The following is a 23,416-nucleotide window of genomic DNA, read 5'->3' as shown; positions in this document are numbered from 1 at the left end:
AAGAGGGGGGGTGGGGGGAAGGGTAGGGAAAAACCCAAACCTTTGGCTCTTTCCGCGAAGGGTGGAACCTCTCTGGTGGGAAAAAAGGTGTGCGCCTGGTTGCCCCCCCCCCCCCCCCCCCGCGGGCACACCATGACCGTCGCAGAATTTCGATCACACTGGCAATGGATTAATCCACCGGTGAATTGGACTAATCGATCACCGAGAACACGAAGGAGAACTCCGCCGGCTCGGCGCGCAGCTGGTACTGCGGCAGCGGGCCGGGTCCGCAGGACTGCGAGCCGACGCCGTGGTGGCCGTGGTCCAGGTTCACCCACACCGTCTCACCCGGCGTGAGGTCGGTGAGGTGGGCGGCCGCGTCCAGCTGCTCGGTCGTCCAGCGCCGGGCGCTGAAGGAGAACTCCGGGTCGCCCTCGATCCGCAGGCCGCCGAGCTCCACCCAGCGGACGTCGGCGCGGGCACCGTTCTCCTGCGGGCGCAGGTACGGCGTCTGCAGCTCGTCCACGGTCGAGTCCCAGCGCCCCACCATGGACGCTCTCCGGGTGTCCGGGTAGGCCTCGCCGGGACCGCCGCCGAACCACCTCACCTGGTCGGCCCCGGGGAGTCCGAGGCGGACGCCCAGGCGGGGAAGCGGCTGCGTCCACTCGCCCTCGGGGCCCACCGACACCGTCAGGCGCAGCTTGGTGCCGTCCGAGGTCCAGCGGTAGACGGTGGCGAGACCCACCTCGCGGGCGGCGGGCGCAACCCGGGTCCGGACGGTCAGCGCGTCCTCGCCGAGTTCCACCGAGTCCAGACGGTGCTGCATCCGGTGCAGGCCGAGGTTCCGCCACAGCTTGCTGTAGCAGATGCCGCCGTTCCACTCGCCCTCGTCGTTGTCGGTCGTGGCCCGCCACACGTCGAGTCGCGGGCTCTCGACGGCCACCTGGCCGATCGTCCGCAGCGCGCCGGTGCGGGCGTCGAAGGACGCCGGACCGAGGGTGATCAGCCGCTCGCCGCGCACGGGCCGGTCGCTCGGCGCGACGGACGGACGTACGGGTGCGGCCGCGGGGAACTGGCCCCAGGCGACGAGGTGGTCCTTCGAAGCCCATACGGTGTCGGCGGCGAGCAGCGCTCGCACCGTCCACTGCGCCTCTCCTGCCTCGTGCGCGGGCGGCTCCGGCAGCTTCAGGTCCGTCGACTCGCCGGGAGCCAGCGAGGGCACCGACAGCGTTCCGGCCTCGACGGTCTCGCCGTCCACCTGGTACGACCACTCGAAGGCGAGCGCGGACAGGTCCGCGAAGTCGTACTTGTTGGTGATCCGCACGGAGCCGTCGACGCCCTCGATGCGGACCGGCTCGATGACCTTCTTGTACTCGACGAGCCCGGGGGAGGGTGTGCGGTCGGGGAAGATCAGGCCGTCGCAGACGAAGTTCCCGTCGTGCAGCTCCTCGCCGAAGTCGCCGCCGTAGGCGTAGCCCAGTTCCGGGTGCTTGACGCCGTGGTCGATCCACTCCCAGATGAAGCCGCCCTGGAGACGGTCGTACTTCTCGAAGATGTCCTGGTAGTCGGCGATGCCGCCGGGGCCGTTGCCCATGGCGTGGCCGTACTCGCACTGGATGAACGGCAGTTCGCGGCGGACCAGCGGGCCGCCGTCGAGGCGCCTGCCGATCTGCTCGACCTCGGCGTGGTCGGCGTACATCCGCGAGTACACGTCGGTGTCCCGGCAGTTCCAGTCGCCCTCGTAGTGCACCAGGCGGGAGGAGTCACGGCCGTGGATCCACTCGGCCATCGCGGTCAGGCCGCGGCCGGTGCCGGCCTCGTTGCCCAGCGACCAGAAGACGATCGAGGGGTGGTTCTTGTCGCGCTCGACCATGCGGGCCGCGCGGTCCAGGAGGGCCGGGGTCCAGCGGTCGTCGTCGACGGGGTTGTCCCGCCAGCCCTGCTCGACGAAGCCGTGGGTCTCCAGGTCGCACTCGTCGATGACCCACAGGCCGTACTCGTCGCACAGGTCCAGGAAGGCCGGGTGCGGCGGGTAGTGCGAGGTGCGCACCGCGTTGAGGTTGTGCCGCTTCATCAGCAGCACGTCCTCGCGCATGGTCGCGAGGTCGAGGGTGCGGCCCTTCTCGGGGTGCCACTCGTGCCGGTTGACGCCCTTGAACAGGATCGCCCTGCCGTTGACCTTGACCAGGCCGTCTTCCAGGACGACGGTACGGAAGCCGATGCGCAGCGGGACCCGCTCGCCCTCCGTGACCAGCTCGCCGTCGTACAGCCGGGGACTCTCGGCGCTCCACGGCGCCACCAGGGCCGTCGCCGCCTCACCGGTGGCGACATCGATGTCGAGAGCGGGCACCAGCACCCGCCCGTCCACGTCGGAGTCGACGCGCAGGGTGCCCTCGCCCGTGACGTGGTCGTAGGAGGCGTGCACGAAGAAGTCCAGGGCAGCGCCCGCCGGGCGGTGCAGCAGGGTCACCTCACGGAAGATGCCCGGCAGCCACCACTGGTCCTGGTCCTCCAGGTAGGAGCCCGCCGACCACTGGTGCACGCGCACCGCGAGGACGTTGCCCTTCGGCTTCAGGAGATGCCCGACGGCGAACTCGTGCGCGAGGCGGGAGCCCTTGAACTCACCGATGTCCGTGCCGTTCAGCCAGACCCGGGCACAGGACTCGACGCCGTCGAACCGGATCACGGCGCCACCGTCCGAGGGCCAGTCCTCGGGGAGGTCGAAGACCCTGAGGTGGTCGCCGGTCGGGTTCTCCGTCGGGACGTGCGGCGGGTCCACCGGGAACGGGTACAGGTGGTTGGTGTAGATCGGCAGCCCGAAGGCCCCGTCCCCCTGGAGGACCCAGTGGCCGGGGACCGTGACCTCCGCCCAGCCCTCGGCGTCGTATCCCTCCTCGGCGAAGGAGTCGTCCTGGGCGTCGGCGGTCGCCGACAGCCTGAAACGCCAGTCGCCGTCGAGGGACAGGGCCTTCGCGTCCGAGGACGCGTACCAGGCGCGGGGCGGGAGGGCCCCGCTACCGGGTGAGACGTCCTCGACGTAGTCGAAAGCGCTGGTGGTGCGGAAAGACATCGGTCTCCAGGTCCTGAGAGAGGTGTCAGCCCTTGATGCCGGTCTGCGCGATCCCCTGGACCAGCCAGCGCTGGAGGAAGAGGAACACGAACACCAGGGGCAGGATGGAAACGGCGGCGGCCATGAAGATCAGGTGGAAGTTCACGGTCTGGTTGGTCATGAAGGAGGAGAGCGCGATCTGGACGGTCCAGGAGCTCGGGTCCTGACCCATGACCAGGGGCCACAGGAAGGAGTTCCAGGCGCTGATGAACGTGATCGTGGCGATGGCCGCGAAGAAGTTCAGCGAGTTGGGTACGACGATCCGCCAGTACGCGCCCCAGTAGCCGAGCCCGTCCACGCGTGCCGCCTCCTCCAGCTCCTTGGGGAATCCCAGGAAGTACTGCCGGAACAGGAAGCAGGTGAAACCGCTGAACAGCCCCGGGATGATCAGACCACGATACGTGTCCACCCAGCCGAGGGACGAGACCAGCACGAAGCTGGGCACGAAGGTCACGGCCGTCGGGACCATCAGGGTCGCCAGGACGGCGTAGAAGACCTTGTTGGCGTGCTTGTAGGGGATGCGGGCCAGGCCGTAGCCGGCCAGGGAACACACCAGGAGGGTGCCCAGGGTGGTCGAGACGGCGACGACCAGCGAGTTCACCATGGAGCGGCCGAACTCGACCGTGGGGTCGTCGAACAGTTCGGAGATGTTGCCCCACTGGAAGGAGGGCAGCACCTTCCAGTTCTCGCCCGTGATCTCGAGATCCGTGGAGAGGGCGTTGCGGACGATCAGGTAGAAGGGGATCAGGAACAGCAGGGCGGCGATGCCGACGGCTGCGTACAGTCCCGCGTTGCCGAGGACGCCCCGGCCCCTCTTGCGCTGCTTGCCGAGCTGAGGTGCGGTGGTGGTCACTTGCCCTCCTCCCCCCTTCCGAAGCCCATCCACTTGCCCTGGATCAGGGTGACGAGGCAGATGAGGAGTGACAGGATGACCGCGCCCGCGCTGCCGGCGCCGTAGTCCTGGCTGGTGCCGAGCGCCGTCTTGTAGAGCTCCATGAGCGGTGTCTGGGCCCAGGTCGCGTTCTGCCCGATGATGTTGAAGAACTCGTCGAACGCCTGGTACGCGGCGATGAGCAGCAGCAGGATCACGGCGGTCGACGTGGCGCGCAGCTGCGGCAGCGTGATGTACCGGAAGGTCTGCCAGCCCGGCTTGGCGCCGTCGATGGCCGCGGCCTCGTACAGCTCGCCCGGGATGTTCTGCAGCGCCGCCAGGAACAGGATCATGTAGAAGCCGGACTGGATCCACAGCCGCAGGCTCACGATGACCACCCAGTACCAGGGCGGACTGGGGTTGGCCAGATAGGCGATGTTCTCGACGCCGAACCAGCCGAGGACGGTGTTCATCAGACCGAAGCGGACACCGCTGAAGATGGACATCTTCCAGATCAGCGCGGCGGCCACGTAGGAGACGGCGGTCGGCAGGAAGAAGACCGAGCGGAAGAACGCCCGCATGAACCGCAGCCGGTGCACCAGCAGCGCCAGACCCAGCGACAGCGCCCAGGTGGTCGGCACGATGAACGCGGCGAACACGCTGAACGTCAGCAGTGAGTCGGGGAAGTTGCTGTTGGTCAGGATCTGCTTGTAGTTGTCGAAGCCGATGAAGCGGCTCGGCGTGACGGTGTACCGCGCGTCGAAGAAGCTGAGCCAGACGCTCCAGAAGATCGGAACGAAGACGAAGATCACCAGGCCGATGAGGAAGGGCCCGGTGAAGAGCCAGAAGTTGAAGGTGGGGTTGCCCCGCAGGCCCCGCCGCGGCCGGGCCGGAGAGGCCTTGGCCGGGGCGGGCTGGGCGACCCCGCGTGTGGTGGTGGTCGACATGTCGTGGGGTTCCCTGCGGCCTATCCGAACAGCTTCTTGAGTTCGACGTTGACCTTCTTGTCGGCGGTGTCGAGCGCCGCCTCCGGGTTGCCGTTCTTACGGACGGAGGACGCGATCACCTCGCCGAACGCGGTCTGCATCGTCTGGTCGTAGGCGATGTTGTCGAAGTGGCCGTAGTCGGTGAAGAGCTTCACGCCCTCGGCGGGCAGGCCGGTCTTGAGCTTGGTCGCCGAGTTGGCGATCGAGGTGCGCGGCGGGATGTGGAAGCCGTACGACGTGGCCCAGTCCTCCTGGTACTGCTTCTGGTCGATCCACAGCCACTTGACGTATTCCTTGGCCGCCTCGACGTTCTTGCCCTTGGCGTTGACGAAGATCGACCAGCCGCCGTTGTAGACGGACTGCTTGCCCGCGGACCCGATCTTCGGGAACGGGAAGATGCCGAGGTCGTCGCCGAGCGCCTTCTGCATGGCCGGCATGGACCACATGCCGCCCCACTGCATGGCACACAGGCCCTGGTTGAGCGAGGAGGGGTCCCAGAAGTCGGTGGGGGCGTCCAGGAGCACGTTGCCGCTGGTGAACAGCTGGCGCAGCTGCTTGAGGCCCTCGACGACGCCGTCCGTGTGGTAGGCGATCTCGTTCTTCTCGTTGATGGTGTCGGCGCCGGCGGACCAGATGATGACGTTCTGGATCGCGGTGAAGTCGTTGCCGAGGAAGACGCCCTTGACCTTGCCGGTGGTGAGCTTGGCGGCGGCCTCGATCAGCTCCTCCAGGGTGGTGGGGACCTGGACCTTGGCCTTCTCGAACATCGACTTGCGGTAGTAGAAGAACTGCGGGTCGTCGATCATCCGTATCCCGTAGATCTTCCCGTCGACCGTGTGGGACTTGATGTCGTTCGGGTTGAAGTCGTCCTTGACCGGGTCGATCAGGTCCGTCAGGTCGGCGACCTGGCCGCTCTTGACGAGCTGCAGCTGCGGGTGGAACTCGAAGACGTCGGGCGCCTTCTTGGTGAGCAGGGCGGCGAAGAGCGCGGACTCGAAGTTGTTGCCCGTGATCCAGTTGGTGCTGACGTCGGCCTTCTTGTACGCGGCCGCGTACTTCTTGATGGCCTGCTCGGTGCCCGCCTCGCCGTAGGCGTGGAAGTACTGGGTCAGGGCCGTGCCCGAACCGCCGCTGCTGCGGCCGGTGTTCCCGCCGCACGCGGCCAGTCCGCCGGCGGCGGCCAGACCCATCGCGGCCTGCAGAACGTTTCGACGGTTCCAGTTGGGAGTGCTCATTGCCGACATGCTGACGTCCTTGTCTCGAATACGGCTTCGGCTCTGTGCCATGGCTCTGCGGCTCAGCGCCAGGTGGCTCAAATGGTCTTGCGGTGCGGGACGTTAACCTTCGACTAAGCCTTCGGCAAGGGGTTGGACGAAGTCTGCTCGAAGCGTTGTGCAGTGTTCGGGATACCGGACGTTGCGGGGTCGTGGGCCGCCGCACCAGTGGCCCACAACCCCCTTGCAGGTGTTACGTGTTACTGCCTGGACCAGGCCTGGTTGGTCCCGCCGTTGCAGGACCACAGGCCGACCTTGCTGCCGTCGGCGGTCGCCTGTCCGCCGACGTCCAGGCACTGGCCGGACGCCTCGCTGACGACCTGGCCGTTGGAGTTCAGCAGCCATCGCTGGCTGCCGTCACGGGCGGCTTCCGGACTCGTGGTGAGTCCCGAACCTCCCGCAGTCAGATAGCCGTTCACGCCCTTCAGACGGCCCTTGGCGTCGTACGACCACGACTGCGCGGCCCCGCCCGTGCAGGTGCTGATCGCCGCGCCCGAGGTGTCCGCGGTCAGGCACTTGCCGGACTGCCTGCCCTGGAGCGCGCCCGTGACCGCCGACGTGCCGTGGCCCTTCTGGTGCAGGACGTACGTCGTGATGGACCGGGCCGGCAGGGTCGCCGACGCCGTGCCGCCCTTGACCGCGGGCTTCGCGACGTTCGCCCAGCTCTCGGTCGCCGAGGTCCGCACGGCCTTGCTCGCGCGCACCGGTGAGCTGCTGTTGAAGTGCAGGTTCAGCGCGGTGTCGGTGGTGTTGTGGTTGTTGGCCACAACCACCCACTTGCCGTGGTCGTCGTAGGTCGACACCTCGACACCCGCCGGAACGCCGGTCACGTTGTGGGCGACCGAGCCCGGGCGGACGAACTTGCTGTACTGGCCGAGCGCGTAGTACCGCTTGGTGAAGTACAGGGTCTGGTTGCCGTTGGTGGCGTAGCCCGGGTCGTAGTAGATCAGGCCGTCGTTCCAGCCCTCGGAGTTCTTCGCGAGGGGGTCGGAGCCGATCATCTCCGACAGGGCGACCCACCACTGGAACGCCGAGTCGTGCGCGGTCGCGAAGTCCTTGTAGATGATCCGGGAGAGGTTCAGACCACCGTCGATGGTGGGGTCGTACTCCTGCGCCCAGCCCGTGCCGCCGTTGCCGAAGCAGCAGATCTCCGTGGACCAGGACTGCTTGCCGACCGACTTGGAGGTCTCGTAGACCTTCGCCCGCTGGTCGTCGCCCGGGTTGTTGTACGTGTGATGGGCGAGCCTGTCGACGTACTGCGCGGTGTCCGGCTGCGAGATCCACTGCGGGAGCTCGGTGTTGAAGCCCACCGTGCTGCTGGACTCGTCGGCGATGATGCCGGTCCTCTGGTGCCGTGCCTGCTGCTCGGCGCCCAACGCCCGCACGATGTCGTCGCGTTGGTCGACCGGTACCAGCATGCCCTCCTGGCCGCAGTCCGCGAAGCTGTTCGTCGGCTCGTTGAAGGGACTGATGTAGTCGAACTTCACGCCCTGCTTCGCGAAGTGGTCGGTGACGTCCGCGACGTACTTGGCGTAGTCCTGCGTGTTCTCCGCCTTCAGATAACCACCGCAGCTCTTGGCGTTGGTCTTCCACTGCGCGGGCGCGCTGTTGACGAAGGCGATCAGGTCCTTCACGCCGTACTTGGCGGCGGCGTAGAGGTAGGCGCGGCCCGCCTCGTCCTTGCTCCAGTCGTACGACCCGTCGTCCTTCAGGAAGTCCTCGGGGGCGCGCGGCGCGTAGGTCACGCCGGTGCCGCCACCGCCGATGTTGTAGCGGTAACTGCTGAGGGCCAGACCGTCCTTGGAGAACAGCAGCTTGGCCACCCGGGCCCGGACCTTCGGGTCGAAGTTCTTCAGGTCGTTGACCCACCAGGCGCCCGAGGCGCCGATGTTGTCGATGGTCTGGGCGGCGTGCGGGGACACTTCGGCTGCCGTGGGGGTGGCGGCCGAGGCGGGTGGAGCGGATATCAGGGGCCCGGCGACAGCGAACGCGGCTGCGGCTGTCAGCAGGGCCGACCTCCTGCGGTGGGGGTGAGACACGTGCATCCCTTCCGTCGTCATGAAGGTGGTGCGGTGCGGTACGGCTCCTAGCGGGGGTTGTGGGTCTTCACCCTCGCCGGGGTGGTGCGTTTCGCGGACCTCTGCCCGACCGACTGGAGCGCCCCTTCGAGCGCGAACGTCGCCGCACCCAGACACGCCGGGTCCGTGGGGATCGGGGAGAGGACGATCTCGGTGGCCGCCATCGGCCGGGGCAGCGCGTGCCGGGCCACGGCCTCGCGCACCTCCGCGACCAGGGGCTCGCCCAGGGCGGACGCGACCCAGCTGCTGAGCACGACCACCTCGGGGTTCAACAGGTTGACCAGATGCGCGATGGAGGCGCCCAGATAGCGGGCGGTGTGCCGCACGACCGCCAGCGCCACCGGGTCCTGGGTGAGCATCCCCCGGGCCAGCGCGGTGATGGTCGCCGTCTGGTCGCCGGGGTGCAGCAGCTCGCTGTCGGGGCTCAGCTCCCGCAGGTTCAGCATGATCCCGGGCGCGCCCACGTACGTCTCCACGCAGCCGTGGTTGCCGCAGCGGCACAGGCGTCCGTCCAGGACGATCGTGTTGTGGCCCCACTCGCCGGCGCTGTTGGAGACACCGCGGTGCAGTCCGCCGCCCAGGATCAGTCCGGCGCCCACGCCGGTCCCGAGGGTGACCACCACGGCGTTCCCGCGTCCGCGCGCGGCCCCGAACCAGAGCTCGGCCACGGCGACCGCGCGCAGCGGGTTGTCCAGGTACAGGGGGTAGGCGATGTACTCGGAGAGCAGGTCGAGCAGTGGCACGTCGTGCCAGTCCCAGTTGGGCGCGTACTCCGAGATACCGGTGGCGCGGTCCACCTGCCCCGGCACGCTCACCCCGACGCCCAGCACCCGGGCGCCCTCGATGCCCGCCTGGGTGACCACCGAGCCGACGGCGGCGGCGACATGGCCGACCACCTGCTCGGGGAGGCTCTCGCCGGGGCGGACGTCCTCCTCGGCGCGGGCCAGGACGTTCAGCGCGAGGTCGAACAGCTCGACATGGACGTAGGTCTCCGCGATGTCGACGCCGATCAACGCGCCCCCCGACGCGTTGACGGCCACGAGTCCCCTGGGGCGCCCGCCGGCCGACTCCTCGAACCCGACCTCCGTGATCATGCGGAGGTCGAGCAGCTCGCCCACCAGCGTGGCGACGGTGGCCAGGCTCAGCCCGGTGGCCGCCGCCAGCTCCTGCCGGGAGGTGGGCGACTCGGCGATGATCTGGCGCAGCACCTCGTAGCGGTTCGCGGTGCGGATGTCGCGTGATGTGCGCTTCATCGGTGCCGACCCCCATCCCTTCAGCTCATGCCGGGACGACAGTGGCACCGGCGCGGCGCAAGGCTATGGGCTGCGGGGGACTTTCGACAAGGGGTTAGGAAAGGGGCTTTATAAAGTCGGTCGACAGTCAGTCGGCGAGTACGCTCCGGACGAAGGCGTTGGCGAATTTTCCCTCGGGGTCCAGCTCACGCGCCAGCCTCCGGAAGTCGCCGAGCCGCGGGTAGCGCTCGCGCAGCACCTCCGCGGGCGTGGTGAACACCTTCCCCCAGTGCGGCCGCGCGTCGAAGGCGTCCAGCGCCTGCTCCAGCCGGCGCACCACCGGTGTGACGGCCGCCGTGTCCTCGATCCAGGTGAAGTGCAGGGCCACCGTGTCCCGGCCGTGGGCGGGGCTCAGCCACTGCTCGTCGGCGGCCATGGTCCGCACCTCGCAGATCTGCAGCACCCCGGCGACGGTCTCCCGGATGCCGTCCACCGCGTGCAGCGCCTCGACGGCACGCTCGCGCGGCAGCAGGTACTCCGACTGCAGTTCCGCCCCGCTGCTCGGTGTGAACTCGGCCCGGAAATGCGGCAGTCGGTCGTGCCAGGGCCCCGGCACCCCGAACTGCTCGGTGCAGTTGAGCGCGGGCATCCCCGGCACCGGGTGCATCTTCTCGGTGGCGGGCGCGGCCCACGGGAAGTCGGCGAGCGGCTGGTCCACCCGACGCTTGACCCACACCTGCCGGAAGCCCGGCGCACGCCAGTCGGTGAACAGGCTGACGCTGTACGCCGAGGACATGACCGTCTCGAAGGTCGCCGAGTCCAGCCCGGCGAGGGGGAGTTCGGTGAAGACGTACTGCTCCACGTCGAAGGACGGGACGAGGTCCAGGGTGAGCGCGGTGACGACACCCAGGGCGCCCAGCGAGGTGACCGCGCCGCCGAACCGCTCGTCGTCCCGGCCGATCGTCAGCATGGACCCGTCCGCGGTGACCAGCTCCACCTCGCGCACGGCCGACGCCAGCGGGGCGTTGCCGACGCCCGAACCGTGGGTGCCGGTCGCCACCGAGCCGGCCACCGAAATGTGCGGCAGCGAAGCCATGTTGGGCAGCGCGAGGCCGTGGGAGTACACCGTGCGGGCGAGTTCGGCGTAGCGGACGCCGCCCGAGACCCGTACCGTACGGGCCGCCGTGTCCACGTCGATCACCGGAGGCATGTCCGCGATCGAGAGCAGGACGCCGTCGGGGCCCGGCTCGGCGATCTCGTTGAAGGAGTGCCCGCTGCCCAGTACCCGCACCCCGGCGCTGTCCGCGACCAGGGCGGCGATCCTGTCGAGCGAGTAGGGGCGGTGCAGTTCCTTCGCGGCGTAGGTGATGTTCCCCGCCCAGTTGGTGATGGTCTCCGTCATGTCTGGCGTCCCTCTCGGCAAGTGCGTATGCATTGACCCTCTCATTTCCCGACACCTAACGTAGAGAGCGGTTTCTGCAACCTTTCCGCGAGGCCGGAGGATCATCATTTTGCCCGAGCGACCCCAGGCGCTGTTCGCCATGACCGCCGAGAACGTGCCGCTCGTCTTCCCGCCCGAGGTGCTGGCGCGGCTGCGCGCCCTGGTGGACATCGATCCCGCGATCGTGGCCGAGGACCTCACCGACCTGCGCGTCGCCGACGTCCTCGCCCGCACCGAGATCCTCGTGACCGGCTGGGGCTGCCCCCGCCTGGACGCCGCCGTCCTCGACGCGGCCCCGGAACTCCGTGCCGTCCTGCACTCGGCCGGCTCCGTCAAGGGCTTCGCCACACCGGAGATCTGGCGGCGCGGCATCGCCGTCTCCTCGGCCGCCGAGGCCAACGCGCTGCCCGTCGCCGAGTACACGCTCGCCATGATCCTGCTCGCGGGCAAGGACGTCCTCGTGCGCCGCGAGAGGCTGCGCGCCGAGCGGGCGTTCCCCGGCTGGGGGATCGTCCCGGGGATCGGCAACCACGGACGCCGGGTCGGGGTGATCGGGGCGTCCCGGATCGGGCGGAAGGTGATCGAACTGCTGCGGCCCTTCGACCTCGCGGTCAGCCTGACCGACCCGTACGTCGACGAGAGCGCGGCCCTCAAGCTGGGAGTCTCCCCGCTGGGCCTCGACGACCTGCTGCGCACCTCGCAGATCGTGACCGTGCACGCCCCCGAGACCCCCGAGACCCGGCACCTCATCGGCCGCCGCGAGCTGGCCCTGATGCCGGACCGCGCGGTGCTGATCAATACCGCGCGCGGGAGCCTCGTCGACACGGACGCCCTCGTCGACGAACTGCGCACCGGGCGGCTCAGCGCGATCCTCGACGTGACCGACCCCGAGCCCCTGCCCGCCGACTCACCCCTCCACGACCTGCCGAACGCCTTCGTCACCCCGCACCTCGCGGGATCGCAGGGCAACGAGCTGGCCCGGCTGGGCCTGGCCGTCGTGGCGGAGACGGAACGGGTGGTGTCGGGGGCGGGACCGGCGTATCCGGTGGACTTCGGGGCGCTGGAGCGTGAGGCCTGACCGCCGGGACACCTCGGCACCCTGCTCGCACACCGCCCGCCGTGGTGCCCGGGCCCCGGGGGAGGTCGTCGCGAACACCTCGGTAGCCTCGCTGGTCATGAGCTCAGAACGTCTCCCCGCCACCCTCCCGCAGACCGAGCTGACCCGGCATCGCCGCCTGCGCGACCAGGGCAGCCTGGACCGGGCGGACCTGGAGGCGATCCTCGACGCCGGTTTCGTCTGCCACCTGGGGGTCGTGGTCGAAGGGCGGCCGCTGGTCGTGCCCACGGTGTACGGGCGGGACGAGCGGCAGCTCTATCTGCACGGCTCGGTGGCCAGCCGCAGCCTCGCGGGCGGGACGCCGGTGTGTGTCACGGTCACCCATGTCGACGGGCTGGTGCTCGCGCGGTCCGTCTTCGAGCACGGCGTCAACTACCGCAGCGCCGTGATCCACGGCGAGGCCCGCAAGGTGACCGACCCGCAGGAGAAGCTGGCGGGCCTGCGCCTGCTGACCGAACACACGGCACCCGGGCAGTGGTCGTACGCGCGTGAGCCGAGCCGTAAGGAACTGGCCGCCACCACCCTGCTCGCCCTGCCGCTCGACGAGGCCTCCGTCAAGATCCGCACCGGGGCCCCCGACGACGGCGACGGACCCGACGCGGAGCTGGGGCTGTGGGCCGGTGTGCTTCCGCTCACGTCCGTGTGGGGCGCACCCGTTCCCGACCCCCTGCTGGCTCCGGAAACGCCCGTGCCGCCCCATATCGGGCGCCGTGAGGGGACCCGGCACGGGTGATGTCGGCGCGAGGGCATACCGTGAGGAGTCGGTCGTACGTCTGAGCCGGGAGGAGAACACGGGATGGGCAGCCGTACCGCGCTGGTCGAGGATCTGATGGAGCGGTTCCCGGGGGTTCCGCGGGAAGCCGTCTTCAAGGAGGACCTGCTGCGGGGTGGCGTGGCCTTCGACCCCTCCGCCCTCAGCGACAACGAGTCGGGCGAGGTGAAGCCGAAGTCCTACTTCATCTTCTCCTTCGACCACGGCACCCTGCCGGAGCTGGGCGAGGCCGCGCTGCGGCGCCCGCCGGAGGAGATCATCCTCACGGGCGGGCCGTACGACCTGCGGCGGACCGTGGTGTCGGTGCGGGTCAACCCGTCCTCGCCGTACCGCGTGGCCGCCGACGAGGAGGGGCTGCTCGGGCTCTACCTCGACGGGAAGCGGATCGCCGACGTGGGTGTGCCGCCGATGCCGGAGTACTACCGGCACAAGCTCTCCAACGGGAAGTCCGTCATGGAGGTCGCCCCGACCATCCAGTGGGGCTACCTCGTCTACCTGACCGTCTTCCGGGTGTGCCAGTACTTCGGCGCCAAGGAGGAGTGCCAGTACTGCGACATCAACCACAACTGGCGCCAGCACAAGGCGGCCGGGCGGCCGTACACCGGGGTCAAGGACGTCGACGAGGTCCTCGAAGCGCTGGAGATCATCGACCGGTACGACACCGCGAAGACGTCCACCGCCTACACCCTCACCGGCGGCGCGATCACCTCGAAGCTCCAGGGCCGTGACGAGGCCGACTTCTACGGTCTGTACGCCAAGGCCATCGAGGAGCACTTCCCGGGCCGCTGGATCGGCAAGGTCGTCGCCCAGGCGCTGCCGCGCGACGACGTGCAGCGGTTCAAGGACTACGGCGTGCAGATCTACCACCCCAACTACGAGGTGTGGGACGAGTACCTCTTCAAGATGTACTGCCCGGGCAAGGAGCGGTACGTCGGCCGGGACGAGTGGCACAAGCGGATCCTGGACTCGGCCGAGGTGTTCGGCGCGCGCAACGTGATCCCCAACTTCGTGGCCGGCGTGGAGATGGCGGAGCCCTTCGGCTTCAAGACCGTCGACGAGGCCATCGCCTCCACGACCGAGGGCCTGCGCTTCTTCATGTCCCAGGGGATCACGCCCCGCTTCACCACGTGGTGCCCCGAGCCGACGACCCCGCTCGGCAAGGCCAACCCGCACGGCGCGCCCCTGGAGTACCACATCCGGCTCCTCCAGGCCTACCGCCAGACCATGGACGACTTCGGACTGTCCTACCCGCCCGGATACGGCCCGCCCGGACCCGGCCGCGCCGTCTTCTCCGTCAGCTCCTTCATGGACAGCCTTCCGGCGCAGGAGCCGGTCGAGATCTGACCCCGCGCGGCGGCCGGCTCCGGCCGGCCGCCGCGGTCACTCGCACTCGCGCGCGACATCTCGAACGCGCGCGAAGTCACGTGAAGTCACCCGAAGTCGCATGGAACCGGCCTGAGCCGACCGCAGTCGGCTTCGGCCGGGGCCGGCTGCCGGAACGCCTTCCGGCCGGTCGTACGTCACTCCGGCCCGAACCCCGTCTCCCGTGACGGCTGGTTCCTGTGAGGCGGAATTGATACGTTCCGGCTTCCGGTACGTACTGGAGGTCGTAACTCCGCGCAGCATTGTGCCGTGGGAAGTGGACCGAACCCACGGTAACCGATTTGAATGACCTGCTTGTCAGTTGTGTGGGAGACGTGAAAGGGTCCTGTCCTGCCGCGAGGTTCCCCCCAACTCCTTTGCCAGTATGGCGAGTTGACCTCGCTTTCGACGCAGGAGACTCATGCCCGACCTGCCGAGCCCCCAGGACGCCGCTGAGGCCGCGCTGTTCTCCGAGTGCTGGGATGCCGTGCTGTCGTACGCCGATCTGTGCACGGCGGGCTCCACCGCCGCCACGGAACTGGCCACGGAGGCGTTCTCCCGAGGCATGCACGAGGTCCGTGACGCGGAGGCCGCCGTCCGCGGGGCCGGCCGCCGTCCGGTCCGGCTGCCCCGGATACCCCTGCTGCTGACCGCCGTTCGCGTTACGGCGTCGGAGTGGGAGATACGGGGCCGGGGCCACCGGCTCGACCCCGATCTGCGGCTGTGGCTCAACTCCGACAAGGCCGCCCGGTACACCGGCCCGCCGCTCCAGCGGCCGATCGCGCTGCGCGGACTGCGTGACCTCCAGGCGGCGGACGCCGAACTGCTGTGGATGGCCGAGGTGGAGGCGCTGCCCCCGGGTGTCGTGGCCCGTCGGCTCGGCCTCGACCCGGCCACCGTCGAAGACGAACTCGCCCAGGTGCGTCGCCTGTTCCGGGACCGGAGCCACCGCAACCATCTCGACACGCCGATGGACGCGCAGTGCCGCAGCTACGCCCGGCTGCTGGACGCGGTCACCCGGTCCACCTCCGGCGAGACCCCCAACGACCTCTCCCGTCACCTCGCGCGATGCGTGGAGTGCGCGGAGGCCGCCGCCTGCCTCCGGCTGCACGGCGGCGGCCTGCCCGCGGCCCTCTCCGGCGGGGTGATCGGCTGGGGCGGCCTCGCCTATCTGGAGCGCCGCCGCCGCGCCGCCGAGGTACGCCTCGGTGCCGGCCGTCCGGCGGCCCTGGAGAGCGGGCCCACGGACCCCGACGCGCACAAGGCGAAGGTCGTGCGCAACGGGCTGCTCGTCGCGGCCGTCCTCGTCTCCGTGCTTGCCCTCGCCGTCTCGATGATGCCGGGCGGCGACACGGGTACCGAAGCGGCCAGGCCGGGCGAGGGCACCACCGCCGAGGGCCTTCCGGTGTCCAACCCCGGCGAGTCCGTCCCCGCCGCCACCTCACGGGCGCCCGGTTCGGCGAAGCCCTCGGAGGCCACCGCGGCGAATCCGTCCGAGTCCACGGCGGCGAAGAACTCCGATCCGGAACCCCAGGGCACCTCCTCCGCCGACGTCGGGGAACCGGAGCCCGGCGAGAGCGTCACCCCCTCGTGCCAGGCGGAATACACCGTCATCAAGCAGTGGCCCGACGGCTTCGAGGGCGCCGTCACCATCACCACCGCCAAGGCCCTCGACGACTGGCGGGTCGTCTGGTCCTACAAGGACGGCCAGAAGGTGACGCAGATGTGGGACGCGGACTTCACCCAGAGCGGCGCGAAGGTCACGGCGACGGCCGCCGACTACAACAAGGCGGTCCCCGCGAACGGTTCGCTCTCCTTCGGCTTCCTCGCCTCCTGGCAGAGCAAGAACACATCGGCCTACGACTTCTCGCTCAACGGGCAGGACTGCGCGACGTCCTGACGCCGCGCCGTTCATCGCCGGGTGCGGGTGCGGGTGCGTTGTGGCTGGTCGCGCAGTTCCCCGCGCCCCTGGGCCGGTACAGCTGGGCATGCTTCGACTGCACCCACTCAGGGGCGCGGGGAACTGCGCGACCAGCCCCCACCGGCCCGCACCTGCCGAACTGCCCGCCCCTACCGCGCCGCCCACAGCCCCCGCACATGGCCGATGTGCCGAGTCATCACCTCCCGCACCGCCTCCTCGTCGCGGGCGACCAACGCGTCGAGGAGTTCGAGGTGTTCCTCGGCGGAGGCCAGGAGGCGGCCCGACTTCACCAGCGGGGTGAGGCCGTACAGGCGGGAGCGTTTGCGGAGGTCGCCGACCACCTCGACCAGGTGGGCGTTGCCCGCGAGGGCGAGCAGGCCGAGGTGGAAGCGGGTGTCGGCCTCGACGTACGCGATCAGGTCGCCGGACACCGCCGCCTGGACGATCTCCCGGGCGGCCGGCCGCAGCGCCTCCAGGGAGACCGGGTCGGCGGTCGTGGCCAGCTCCACCGTGGTGGGGATCTCGATCAGCGAGCGGATGTGGGTGTACTCGTCGAGCTGTTTCTCGGAGACCGCGGTGACCCGGAACCCCTTGTTGGGGACGGTGTCGACCAGGCCCTCCTTCACGAGGTCGAGCATGGCCTCGCGGACGGGCGTGGCCGAGACCCCGAAGCGGGCGGCCAGCGCGGGCGCCGAGTGCACCTGCCCCGGCAGCAGTTCACCCGCGATCAGCGCGGCCCGCAGGGCGTCGGCGACCCGCTCCCGGTAGCTGCTCTTCCTGCCGCCCAGGACGGGCAGGGCGGGAGCGGCGGCTGGGGCGGCGCCGGCGGGGGCGCTGGATCGCTGGGCGGCGGCCATGAGGGGATCTCCTTGTGGTGCGGTGTCGCGTGCCATGTCACGTGACACCGGGCATTGTCCTCGCCCCGTACGAGGCTCAGAGCACGAATCCGGCAGGGAACGGGTCGGTGGGGTCGAGCAGGTACTGGGCCGTGCCGGTGATCCAGGCACGGCCGGTGAAACTGGGCAGGACGGCTGGGCGGCCCGCGACCTCGGTGGTGCCGAGGAGCCGGCCGGTGAACTGCGTCCCGATGAAGGACTCGTTCACGAACTCGGTGTGCAGCGGGAGTTCACCGCGCGCGTGCAACTGGGCCATGCGCGCGCTGGTGCCGGTGCCACAGGGGGAGCGGTCGAACCAGCCGGGGTGGATGGCCATCGCGTGCCGGGAGTGACGGGCGTCGGAGCCGGGCGCGACCAGGTGGACGTGGTGACAGCCCCGGATGGACGGATCCTCCGGATGGACCGGCTCCTCCTCGGAGTTGATCGCCTCCATGAGGGACAGGCCCGCCTTCAGGATGTCGTCCTTGCGGGCCCGGTCGAAGGGCAGCCCGAACTGCTCCAGCGGCAGGATGGCGTAGAAGTTGCCGCCGTACGCCAGGTCATATGTCACCGTGCGCCCGTCGGCCAGTGCGATCTTGCGGTCGAGGGCGACGGAGAAGGACGGCACGTTCCGCAGCGTGACGTTCTTCGCCCTGCCGTCCTCCACCGCGACCTCCGCGACGACCGGGCCCGCCGGGGTGTCGAGCCGGATCGTGGTGACCGGCTCGACGACCTCGACCATGCCGGTCTCCACCAGCACGGTCGCCACCCCGATCGTGCCGTGTCCGCACATCGGGAGATAGCCGGAGACCTCGATGTAGACGACGCCCCAGTCGCAGTCCGGGCGGGCCGGCGGCTGGAGGATCGCGCCGCTCATCGCCGCGTGCCCGCGCGGCTCGTTCATCAGGAGCTGCTTGATGTCGTCGCGGTGCTCACGGAAGTACAGCCGCCGCTCGTTCATGGTCGCGCCGGGGATGGTGCCGATGCCGCCGGTGATCACGCGGGTGGGCATGCCCTCGGTGTGCGAGTCGACGGCGTGCAGGACGAGTTTGCTGCGCATGACGCTCCTGATGATCGAGGGGGCGGGGGAGAGCGGTCGGCTACCCGAGTCCGGCCGCGACCGCCCCCTCGGTGGCGGCCCGTACGACGGCCTCCTGCTCGGGCAGCAACGGGACCCGCGGCGCCCGGCACCTCCCGCCGTGGCGGCCCACGATGTCCATCGACAACTTGATCGCCTGCACGAACTCGACCTTGGAGTCCCAGCGCAGCAACGGGTGCAGCTGCTCGTACAGCTTCTTCGCGGTGGCGAGGTCGCCCGCCACGGCCGCCCGGTACAGCTCGACGGAGGACCGGGGCAGCGCGTTCGGGTATCCGGCCACCCAGCCCTTGGCCCCCGCGAGCGCGAGTTCCAGCAGGACGTCGTCGGCGCCGATCAACAGGTCCAGTTCCGGGGCGAGTTCGGCCAGCTGGTAGGCGCGGCGGACATCACCGGAGAACTCCTTGACCGCGCGGATGAGCCCCTCGCCGTGCAGTTTGGCCAGCAGCTCCGGGACGAGGTCGACCTTGGTGTCGATCGGGTTGTTGTACGCCACCACCGGCAGACCCGCCTTCGCGACCTCGGCGTAGTGCGCGAGGACCGAACGCTCGTCGGCACGGTACGCGTTGGGCGGCAGCAGCATCACGGACGCGCAGCCCGCGTCACGCGCCTGCTCGGCCCAGCGCCGGGACTCCGCCGACCCGTAGGCGGCGACACCCGGCATGACGCGCTCCCCGCCGATCGCGGCGACCGCCGTCTCGACGACCTTGGCGCGCTCCTCGGGCGTGAGCACCTGGTACTCGCCGAGCGAACCGTTCGGTACGACGCCGTCGCAGCCGTTCCCGACCAGCCAGGCGCAGTGCTCGGCGTACTTGTCGTGGTTCACGGAGAGGTCGTCGTTCAGCGGGAGCGCGGTGGCGACGAGGACTCCGCGCCAGGGGCGGCGGTCGGTGGCTGTCATCTGTGATGCCTCTCCATGAGGTTCATAGGGTGTGACATTTCACTGGGGTTCCGTCTCTCCGGCCCGGGCCAGCACGCCCAGGGGGACCGGCCGCGCGAACGGTCGGCGGCCCGCCGACTCCGCGCAGCCGGCGACCCCCGCGACGCCGGGCCCGCACATCCGGCCCTGGCACCAGCCCATCCCGGCCCGCGTCAGCAGCTTCACGGTCCGCAGGTCACCGGCGCCGAGCTCGCGCACCGCCTCCCGCACCGCACCGGCCGGCACCTCCTCGCAGCGGCACACCACCGTGTCGTCGGTGACCTGCTCGGCCCAGTGCGCGGGCGGCGCGTACACGGAGTCGACGGCGGAGAAGAAGGCGCGCAGTCCGTCGCGGGCACGTGCGGCGGCCGCCCACCCGCCCGGGTCAGGCCGGAGTCCCGCCAGCCTTGCCGCGATCGACCGCCCGGCGATGTGCCCCTCGGCGAGGGAGAGGGCCGCGCCGCCGATCCCGGTGGTCTCGCCCGCCGCCCACACCCCCGGCACGTCGGTGCGCTGCTCGTCGTCGGCGTACACGTCCGTCCCGTCGACGCGGCAGCCCAGCGCGTCGGCGAGATCGGTGTGGGGCAGCATGCCGTGCCCCACGGCGAGGGTGTCGCAGGTCAGACGCCGCCGGGTGGCCGGGCGCACCCGCCCGTCCCGGTCGAGCGCCGCGATCGTCACCGCCTCCAGCCGCTCGGTGCCGTGCGCCTCCACGACGGTGTGGTGCAGGAGCGTGCGGACCCCGTGCCGGAGCAACTGCCCCGCGTACCGGGCGGCTTCGGCGACCTTGTCGGGTCGGGCCGCCAGCGCCCGGGACCGCCTTGCGAACGCCCTGGGGTCGGCCGAGTCCACCAGCGCGGCGACCGTGGCGCCCGCCGCGGCGAGGCCGGTGGCGACCGGCAGCAGCAGCGGTCCGGTCCCGGCGACGACGGCGGTACGGCCGGGCAGGACGAGCCCGCCCTTGAGCATGGCCTGCGCCCCGCCCGCCGTGACGACACCGGGCAGGGTCCAGCCGGGGAAGGGCAGAACCTTCTCGTAGCCGCCGGTGGCGAGCAGAACGGCGTCGGCGCGCACCTCGGCCGGCTCCTCCTGCCCGGGACCGAGCAGGGCGTGCACGGTGAAGTCGGCGGCGCCCCGGCGCTCGACGAACCAGACGTGATGATCCGTCAAATGCCGTACCGCACCTGCCCGTACGTGGGTGTGCAGACCGTCCCGCAGCCGCTCCCAGGTCCGCCACTGGTGGTGCAGTGTCTGCGGGCGGCGGGCGCCGAACTCCGGCGCGGGCTGTCGGTAGAACTGCCCGCCCGCCTCCGTGCCCGAGTCGATCAGGGTGACGTGGACCCCGCGGGCGGCTGCCGCGAGGCCGGCCGCCATCCCGGCCGGCCCCGCGCCGATCACCGCGAGGCGGGGCCGTGCCCGGCTCGGCTCAGTCATCGTGGCCCGTTCCCTCCTGGGTGCGGATCGCGTCACCCGGTCGCAGGGGCACCAGACAGGCCCGTTGGTTCGGGCGGTCGTTGACGGTCACCAGGCAGTCGAAGCAGACACCGATGCCGCAGAAGACCCCACGTGGGCGGCCCGTGTCCCGGGTGGTGCGCCAGGAGGTGACGCCCGCCGTCCACAGCGCGGCGGCGACGGTCTGCCCGGGCAGCGCCTCGATCTCCCGCCCGTCGAGGGTGACGGCGAAGGAAGGACCGGGCTCGGCGCGCACCAGTTCCAGCGGGTTCACGAGACCTCCGGGGGGAAACGGTCCGGACGGAACGGCGCGGGGTCGAGGCCGGGAGCCCGGCCGGTGATGACGCGGGCGATCAACTGCCCCGTCCCGGTGGACAGTCCGATGCCCGCGCCCTCGTGGCCGCACGCGTGGAACAGCCCGGGCGCCCGCGGGTCGGGCCCGATCGCGGGCAGGTGGTCCGGCATGTAGGGCCGGAAACCCAGGTACGTGCGCATCGCGCGCACCCGCTCCAGGAACGGGAACAGCCGGGTCGCGCCCGCGGCCAGTGCCCGCAGCGCGGGCAGCGACAACGACCGGTCGAAGCCCACCCGTTCACGAGTCGCACCGATCAGGACCGGACCGGCGGCCGTCCCCTCGACGACCGGCGAGGTCTGGAGGGCCGCCGAGTCGCTGGCCACGTCGGCCACGTAGTCGGCGGCGTACACCTTGTGGCGCACCAGGCGCGGCAGCGGCTCCGTGACGAGGACGAAGCCGCGCCGGGGGAGCACGGGCAGGCTCACCCCCGCCAGCGCGGCCAGCTCCGCGCCCCAGGTCCCGGCGGCGTTGACGACGTGCGGCGCGTGGATCTCGCCCCGGTCGGTCCGCACACCGCGCACGCCACCGTCGGCGCCGCGCAGCACCTCGGTCACGGTGACCCCGGTGCGCAGCCGGGCACCCGAGACCCGTACGAGATGGGCGGCGGCCAGCGTGGGCATGACCTGGGCGTCCTGGGGGTAGTGCACGCCGCCCGCGAGTCCGGGCGCCAAGTGGGGTTCCAGATCGTGCAGTTGACCGGCGTCCACCCGCGCGGCCTCGACCCCGGCGGTCCGTTGGCCGGTCGCGAACCTCTCCAGGGCTTCGAGACCGTCGGGGGAGGAGGCGACGACCACGCCGCCCTTGGGTTCGTACTCGATCGCCGCGCCGTGCTCCTGCGCCAGCTCGGTCCACAACCGGCCGGACAGCAGGGCGAGTTCGAGCTCGGGTCCCGGCTCCTTGTCGGAGACCAGGAGATTGCCCTCACCGGCTCCGGTCGTGCCGCCCGCCACCGGACCGCGGTCGACGACGATGACGTCCAGGCCCGCCCGGGCGGCGTACAGGGCACACGCCGCGCCCACCATCCCGGCTCCGACGACCACGACTTCGCAGGTCAGACGCTTGCTCACACCAGTACTATGTCACATGGCTCTCTCTTGGGGAACACCTCCGGGCTCGACCTTGCGAGCGGGCCCGGAAAACCGGTGGCGCCCCCCGAGCCGACGCCCCTAAGGTGAGGACCACTTCGCACGACGGCTCACGGCTGTCGTGTCCCACGAGCGAGGAACAAGGGAGGTGTCGACCGATGGCTGTCTTTGCGACGAGCACTGCCCGCAGGCAGAAATCCATCAAGTCCACCTCCGTGGCCGCCGGCTGACATCCACCTCTGGTGCCGGGGCCGCCCTGTGAAGGGTCTCCCTTGACTTCCACCTCAGTTTTCTCCGCTCTCGCTCCCTATGGCTGGGACGAGGCATGGGCGGACGCGTTCGCCCCCTACGAGCCCGAAGGTCTCCTGCCCGGACGCGTCGTCCGGGTCGACCGCGGACAGTGCGACATCGTCACCGCCGACGGAGTGCTGCGAGCCGACACCGCCTTCGTCACCCCGCACGACCCGCTGCGGGTCCTGTGCACCGGCGACTGGGCCGTCGTCGAACCCGAGGGCACCCCCCGCTACGTACGGACGTATCTCCCGCGCCGTACCGCCTTCGTGCGCTCCACCTCCTCCAAGCGGTCCGAGGGGCAGATCCTCGCCGCCAACGTCGACCACGCGATCGTCGCCGTGTCGCTGGCCGTCGAACTCGACCTCGGCCGCATCGAACGCTTCCTCGCTCTCGCCTGGGAGAGCGGCGCGCAGCCGGTGGTCGTGCTCACCAAGGCCGACCTCGTGCCGGACGCGACGACGCTCTCGTATCTCGTACAGGACGTGGAGACAGCGGCGCCGGGCGTGCCGGTGCTGACCGTCAGCGCGCTGGACGGGGCCGGGCTCGACGTCCTCGTCGCGGTCGTCTCCGGCGGTACGTCCGTGCTGCTCGGGCAGTCCGGCGCGGGAAAGTCGACGCTCGCCAACGCCCTCGTCGGGGAGGACGTGATGATGGTGCACACCACCCGGGACGTGGACGGCAAGGGACGTCACACGACGACCACCCGCAACCTCCTCGCCCTGCCGGGCGGAGGCGTGCTGATCGACACACCCGGCCTGCGGGGCGTGGGCCTGTGGGACGCCGGGACCGGTGTCGGGCAGGTGTTCTCGGAGATCGAGGCACTCGCCGAGCGGTGCCGGTTCCACGACTGCGCGCACGAGAGCGAGCCGGGATGCGCGGTGCTGATGGCGATCGACTCCGGTGAGCTGCCCGAGCGGCGGCTGGAGAGCTACCGGAAGCTCATGCGGGAGAACCAGCGGATCGTGGCGAAGACCGACGCACGGCTGCGGGCCGAGATCCGGAAGGACTGGAAGAAGAAGGGAGCGGAGGGGAAGGCGGCGATGGAGGCGAAGCGGGGGGCCTGGAGGTAGCCGTTCGGCTGCGGCCCGGTGGGGGTGGTCCGGGGGGGTTCCCCCCCCCCCCCCCCGGGGGGGGGGGGGGGGGGGGCAAAACACCACAAAACAACCCCCCCCCCAGCACCACCCCGCCCTATTTCTTC

The 23,416-nt window shown here is 70.5% G+C and carries 18 protein-coding genes; 5 read left to right on the top strand and 13 right to left on the bottom strand.

What is annotated here, in order from left to right:
* Positions 1-190 precede the first annotated feature (190 nt).
* The 7 genes from ACZ48Z_RS40850 to ACZ48Z_RS40820 form a co-directional block, all read right to left on the bottom strand.
* Positions 191-3,049: a glycoside hydrolase family 2 TIM barrel-domain containing protein gene (locus ACZ48Z_RS40850; RefSeq protein ID WP_468740994.1), complete on the bottom strand. Its 2,859-nt coding sequence runs from the start codon at positions 3,047-3,049 to the stop codon at positions 191-193.
* Positions 3,050-3,074: 25 nt separating this feature from the next.
* Positions 3,075-3,941, bottom strand: coding sequence for a carbohydrate ABC transporter permease (locus ACZ48Z_RS40845; RefSeq protein WP_468740993.1), 867 nt, complete (start codon positions 3,939-3,941; stop codon positions 3,075-3,077).
* Entirely contained in the window at positions 3,938-4,906 is a 969-nt protein-coding gene (locus ACZ48Z_RS40840; RefSeq protein ID WP_468740992.1) for a carbohydrate ABC transporter permease, read from the bottom strand. Before ACZ48Z_RS40840 ends, ACZ48Z_RS40845 begins: the two co-directional genes overlap by 4 nt.
* Before the next feature lie 20 nt (positions 4,907-4,926).
* Positions 4,927-6,189 (bottom strand): ABC transporter substrate-binding protein, encoded by a 1,263-nt coding sequence (locus tag ACZ48Z_RS40835; RefSeq protein ID WP_468740991.1) that lies wholly within the window; start codon positions 6,187-6,189, stop codon positions 4,927-4,929.
* A 230-nt stretch (positions 6,190-6,419) separates the two neighbouring features.
* Positions 6,420-8,264 (bottom strand): glycoside hydrolase, encoded by a 1,845-nt coding sequence (locus tag ACZ48Z_RS40830; RefSeq protein WP_468740990.1) that lies wholly within the window; start codon positions 8,262-8,264, stop codon positions 6,420-6,422.
* A gap of 41 nt (positions 8,265-8,305) precedes the next feature.
* The gene (locus tag ACZ48Z_RS40825) at positions 8,306-9,550 is read right to left on the bottom strand and encodes an ROK family transcriptional regulator (RefSeq protein ID WP_468740989.1); all 1,245 of its coding nucleotides are present in this window, start codon (positions 9,548-9,550) and stop codon (positions 8,306-8,308) included.
* Positions 9,551-9,677: 127 nt separating this feature from the next.
* Positions 9,678-10,931: a D-arabinono-1,4-lactone oxidase gene (locus ACZ48Z_RS40820; protein ID WP_468740988.1), complete on the bottom strand. Its 1,254-nt coding sequence runs from the start codon at positions 10,929-10,931 to the stop codon at positions 9,678-9,680.
* A 109-nt stretch (positions 10,932-11,040) separates the two neighbouring features.
* Between ACZ48Z_RS40820 and ACZ48Z_RS40815 the strand changes: the two genes are divergently transcribed.
* The 4 genes from ACZ48Z_RS40815 (at position 11,041) to ACZ48Z_RS40800 (ending at position 16,121) form a co-directional block, all read left to right on the top strand.
* Positions 11,041-12,048, top strand: coding sequence for a hydroxyacid dehydrogenase (locus tag ACZ48Z_RS40815; RefSeq protein WP_468740987.1), 1,008 nt, complete (start codon positions 11,041-11,043; stop codon positions 12,046-12,048).
* 97 nt (positions 12,049-12,145) lie between these two features.
* Positions 12,146-12,820 carry a pyridoxamine 5'-phosphate oxidase family protein gene (locus ACZ48Z_RS40810; RefSeq protein ID WP_468740986.1) on the top strand — a complete coding sequence of 225 codons (675 nt, stop codon included), beginning with the start codon at positions 12,146-12,148 and terminating at the stop codon, positions 12,818-12,820.
* Between the two features lie 63 nt (positions 12,821-12,883).
* Complete coding sequence (locus ACZ48Z_RS40805) at positions 12,884-14,203, top strand: radical SAM protein (RefSeq protein ID WP_468740985.1); 1,320 nt, start codon at positions 12,884-12,886, stop codon at positions 14,201-14,203.
* Between the two features lie 439 nt (positions 14,204-14,642).
* Positions 14,643-16,121, top strand: coding sequence for a cellulose binding domain-containing protein (locus ACZ48Z_RS40800; protein WP_468740984.1), 1,479 nt, complete (start codon positions 14,643-14,645; stop codon positions 16,119-16,121).
* A 170-nt stretch (positions 16,122-16,291) separates the two neighbouring features.
* Here the strand turns inward: ACZ48Z_RS40800 and ACZ48Z_RS40795 are convergent, their stop codons facing one another.
* The 6 genes from ACZ48Z_RS40795 to ACZ48Z_RS40770 all read right to left on the bottom strand — a co-directional run bounded on the left by ACZ48Z_RS40795 (position 16,292) and on the right by ACZ48Z_RS40770 (position 21,906).
* A complete protein-coding gene (locus ACZ48Z_RS40795; RefSeq protein WP_468740983.1) occupies positions 16,292-16,999 on the bottom strand; it encodes a GntR family transcriptional regulator in 708 nt (235 codons plus the stop codon).
* A 76-nt stretch (positions 17,000-17,075) separates the two neighbouring features.
* Positions 17,076-18,077 carry a proline racemase family protein gene (locus ACZ48Z_RS40790; protein WP_468740982.1) on the bottom strand — a complete coding sequence of 334 codons (1,002 nt, stop codon included), beginning with the start codon at positions 18,075-18,077 and terminating at the stop codon, positions 17,076-17,078.
* 40 nt (positions 18,078-18,117) lie between these two features.
* Positions 18,118-19,014, bottom strand: coding sequence for a dihydrodipicolinate synthase family protein (locus ACZ48Z_RS40785; protein WP_468740981.1), 897 nt, complete (start codon positions 19,012-19,014; stop codon positions 18,118-18,120).
* A gap of 39 nt (positions 19,015-19,053) precedes the next feature.
* Positions 19,054-20,466, bottom strand: coding sequence for an FAD-dependent oxidoreductase (locus tag ACZ48Z_RS40780; RefSeq protein ID WP_468740980.1), 1,413 nt, complete (start codon positions 20,464-20,466; stop codon positions 19,054-19,056).
* Entirely contained in the window at positions 20,459-20,758 is a 300-nt protein-coding gene (locus ACZ48Z_RS40775; protein WP_468740979.1) for a (2Fe-2S)-binding protein, read from the bottom strand. The genes ACZ48Z_RS40780 and ACZ48Z_RS40775 overlap by 8 nt, the downstream gene beginning before the upstream one ends.
* Complete coding sequence (locus ACZ48Z_RS40770; protein WP_468740978.1) at positions 20,755-21,906, bottom strand: NAD(P)/FAD-dependent oxidoreductase; 1,152 nt, start codon at positions 21,904-21,906, stop codon at positions 20,755-20,757. The genes ACZ48Z_RS40775 and ACZ48Z_RS40770 overlap by 4 nt, the downstream gene beginning before the upstream one ends.
* 290 nt (positions 21,907-22,196) lie before the next feature.
* Between ACZ48Z_RS40770 and rsgA the strand changes: the two genes are divergently transcribed.
* Positions 22,197-23,288: a ribosome small subunit-dependent GTPase A gene (gene rsgA / locus ACZ48Z_RS40765; RefSeq protein WP_468740977.1), complete on the top strand. Its 1,092-nt coding sequence runs from the start codon at positions 22,197-22,199 to the stop codon at positions 23,286-23,288.
* Positions 23,289-23,416 lie beyond the last annotated feature (128 nt).

Source organism: Streptomyces sp. NPDC031225, from assembly GCF_055570355.1.
This window is presented reverse-complemented; position numbering and strand designations above follow the sequence as displayed.

Excerpts from the sequence above, each read along its gene's own strand:
- ACZ48Z_RS40840 (WP_468740992.1), bottom strand. The coding sequence starts at position 4,906 with ATGTCGACCACCACCACACGCGGGGTCGCCCAGCCCGCCCCGGCCAAG.
- ACZ48Z_RS40795 (WP_468740983.1), bottom strand. The coding sequence starts at position 16,999 with ATGGCCGCCGCCCAGCGATCCAGCGCCCCCGCCGGCGCCGCCCCAGCC.
- ACZ48Z_RS40835 (WP_468740991.1), bottom strand. The coding sequence starts at position 6,189 with ATGTCGGCAATGAGCACTCCCAACTGGAACCGTCGAAACGTTCTGCAG.
- ACZ48Z_RS40805 (WP_468740985.1), top strand. The coding sequence starts at position 12,884 with ATGGGCAGCCGTACCGCGCTGGTCGAGGATCTGATGGAGCGGTTCCCG.
- ACZ48Z_RS40830 (WP_468740990.1), bottom strand. The coding sequence starts at position 8,264 with ATGCACGTGTCTCACCCCCACCGCAGGAGGTCGGCCCTGCTGACAGCC.
- ACZ48Z_RS40825 (WP_468740989.1), bottom strand. The coding sequence starts at position 9,550 with ATGAAGCGCACATCACGCGACATCCGCACCGCGAACCGCTACGAGGTG.
- ACZ48Z_RS40810 (WP_468740986.1), top strand. The coding sequence starts at position 12,146 with ATGAGCTCAGAACGTCTCCCCGCCACCCTCCCGCAGACCGAGCTGACC.
- ACZ48Z_RS40850 (WP_468740994.1), bottom strand. The coding sequence starts at position 3,049 with ATGTCTTTCCGCACCACCAGCGCTTTCGACTACGTCGAGGACGTCTCA.
- ACZ48Z_RS40780 (WP_468740980.1), bottom strand. The coding sequence starts at position 20,466 with ATGACTGAGCCGAGCCGGGCACGGCCCCGCCTCGCGGTGATCGGCGCG.
- ACZ48Z_RS40820 (WP_468740988.1), bottom strand. The coding sequence starts at position 10,931 with ATGACGGAGACCATCACCAACTGGGCGGGGAACATCACCTACGCCGCG.
- ACZ48Z_RS40785 (WP_468740981.1), bottom strand. The coding sequence starts at position 19,014 with ATGACAGCCACCGACCGCCGCCCCTGGCGCGGAGTCCTCGTCGCCACC.
- ACZ48Z_RS40800 (WP_468740984.1), top strand. The coding sequence starts at position 14,643 with ATGCCCGACCTGCCGAGCCCCCAGGACGCCGCTGAGGCCGCGCTGTTC.
- ACZ48Z_RS40790 (WP_468740982.1), bottom strand. The coding sequence starts at position 18,077 with ATGCGCAGCAAACTCGTCCTGCACGCCGTCGACTCGCACACCGAGGGC.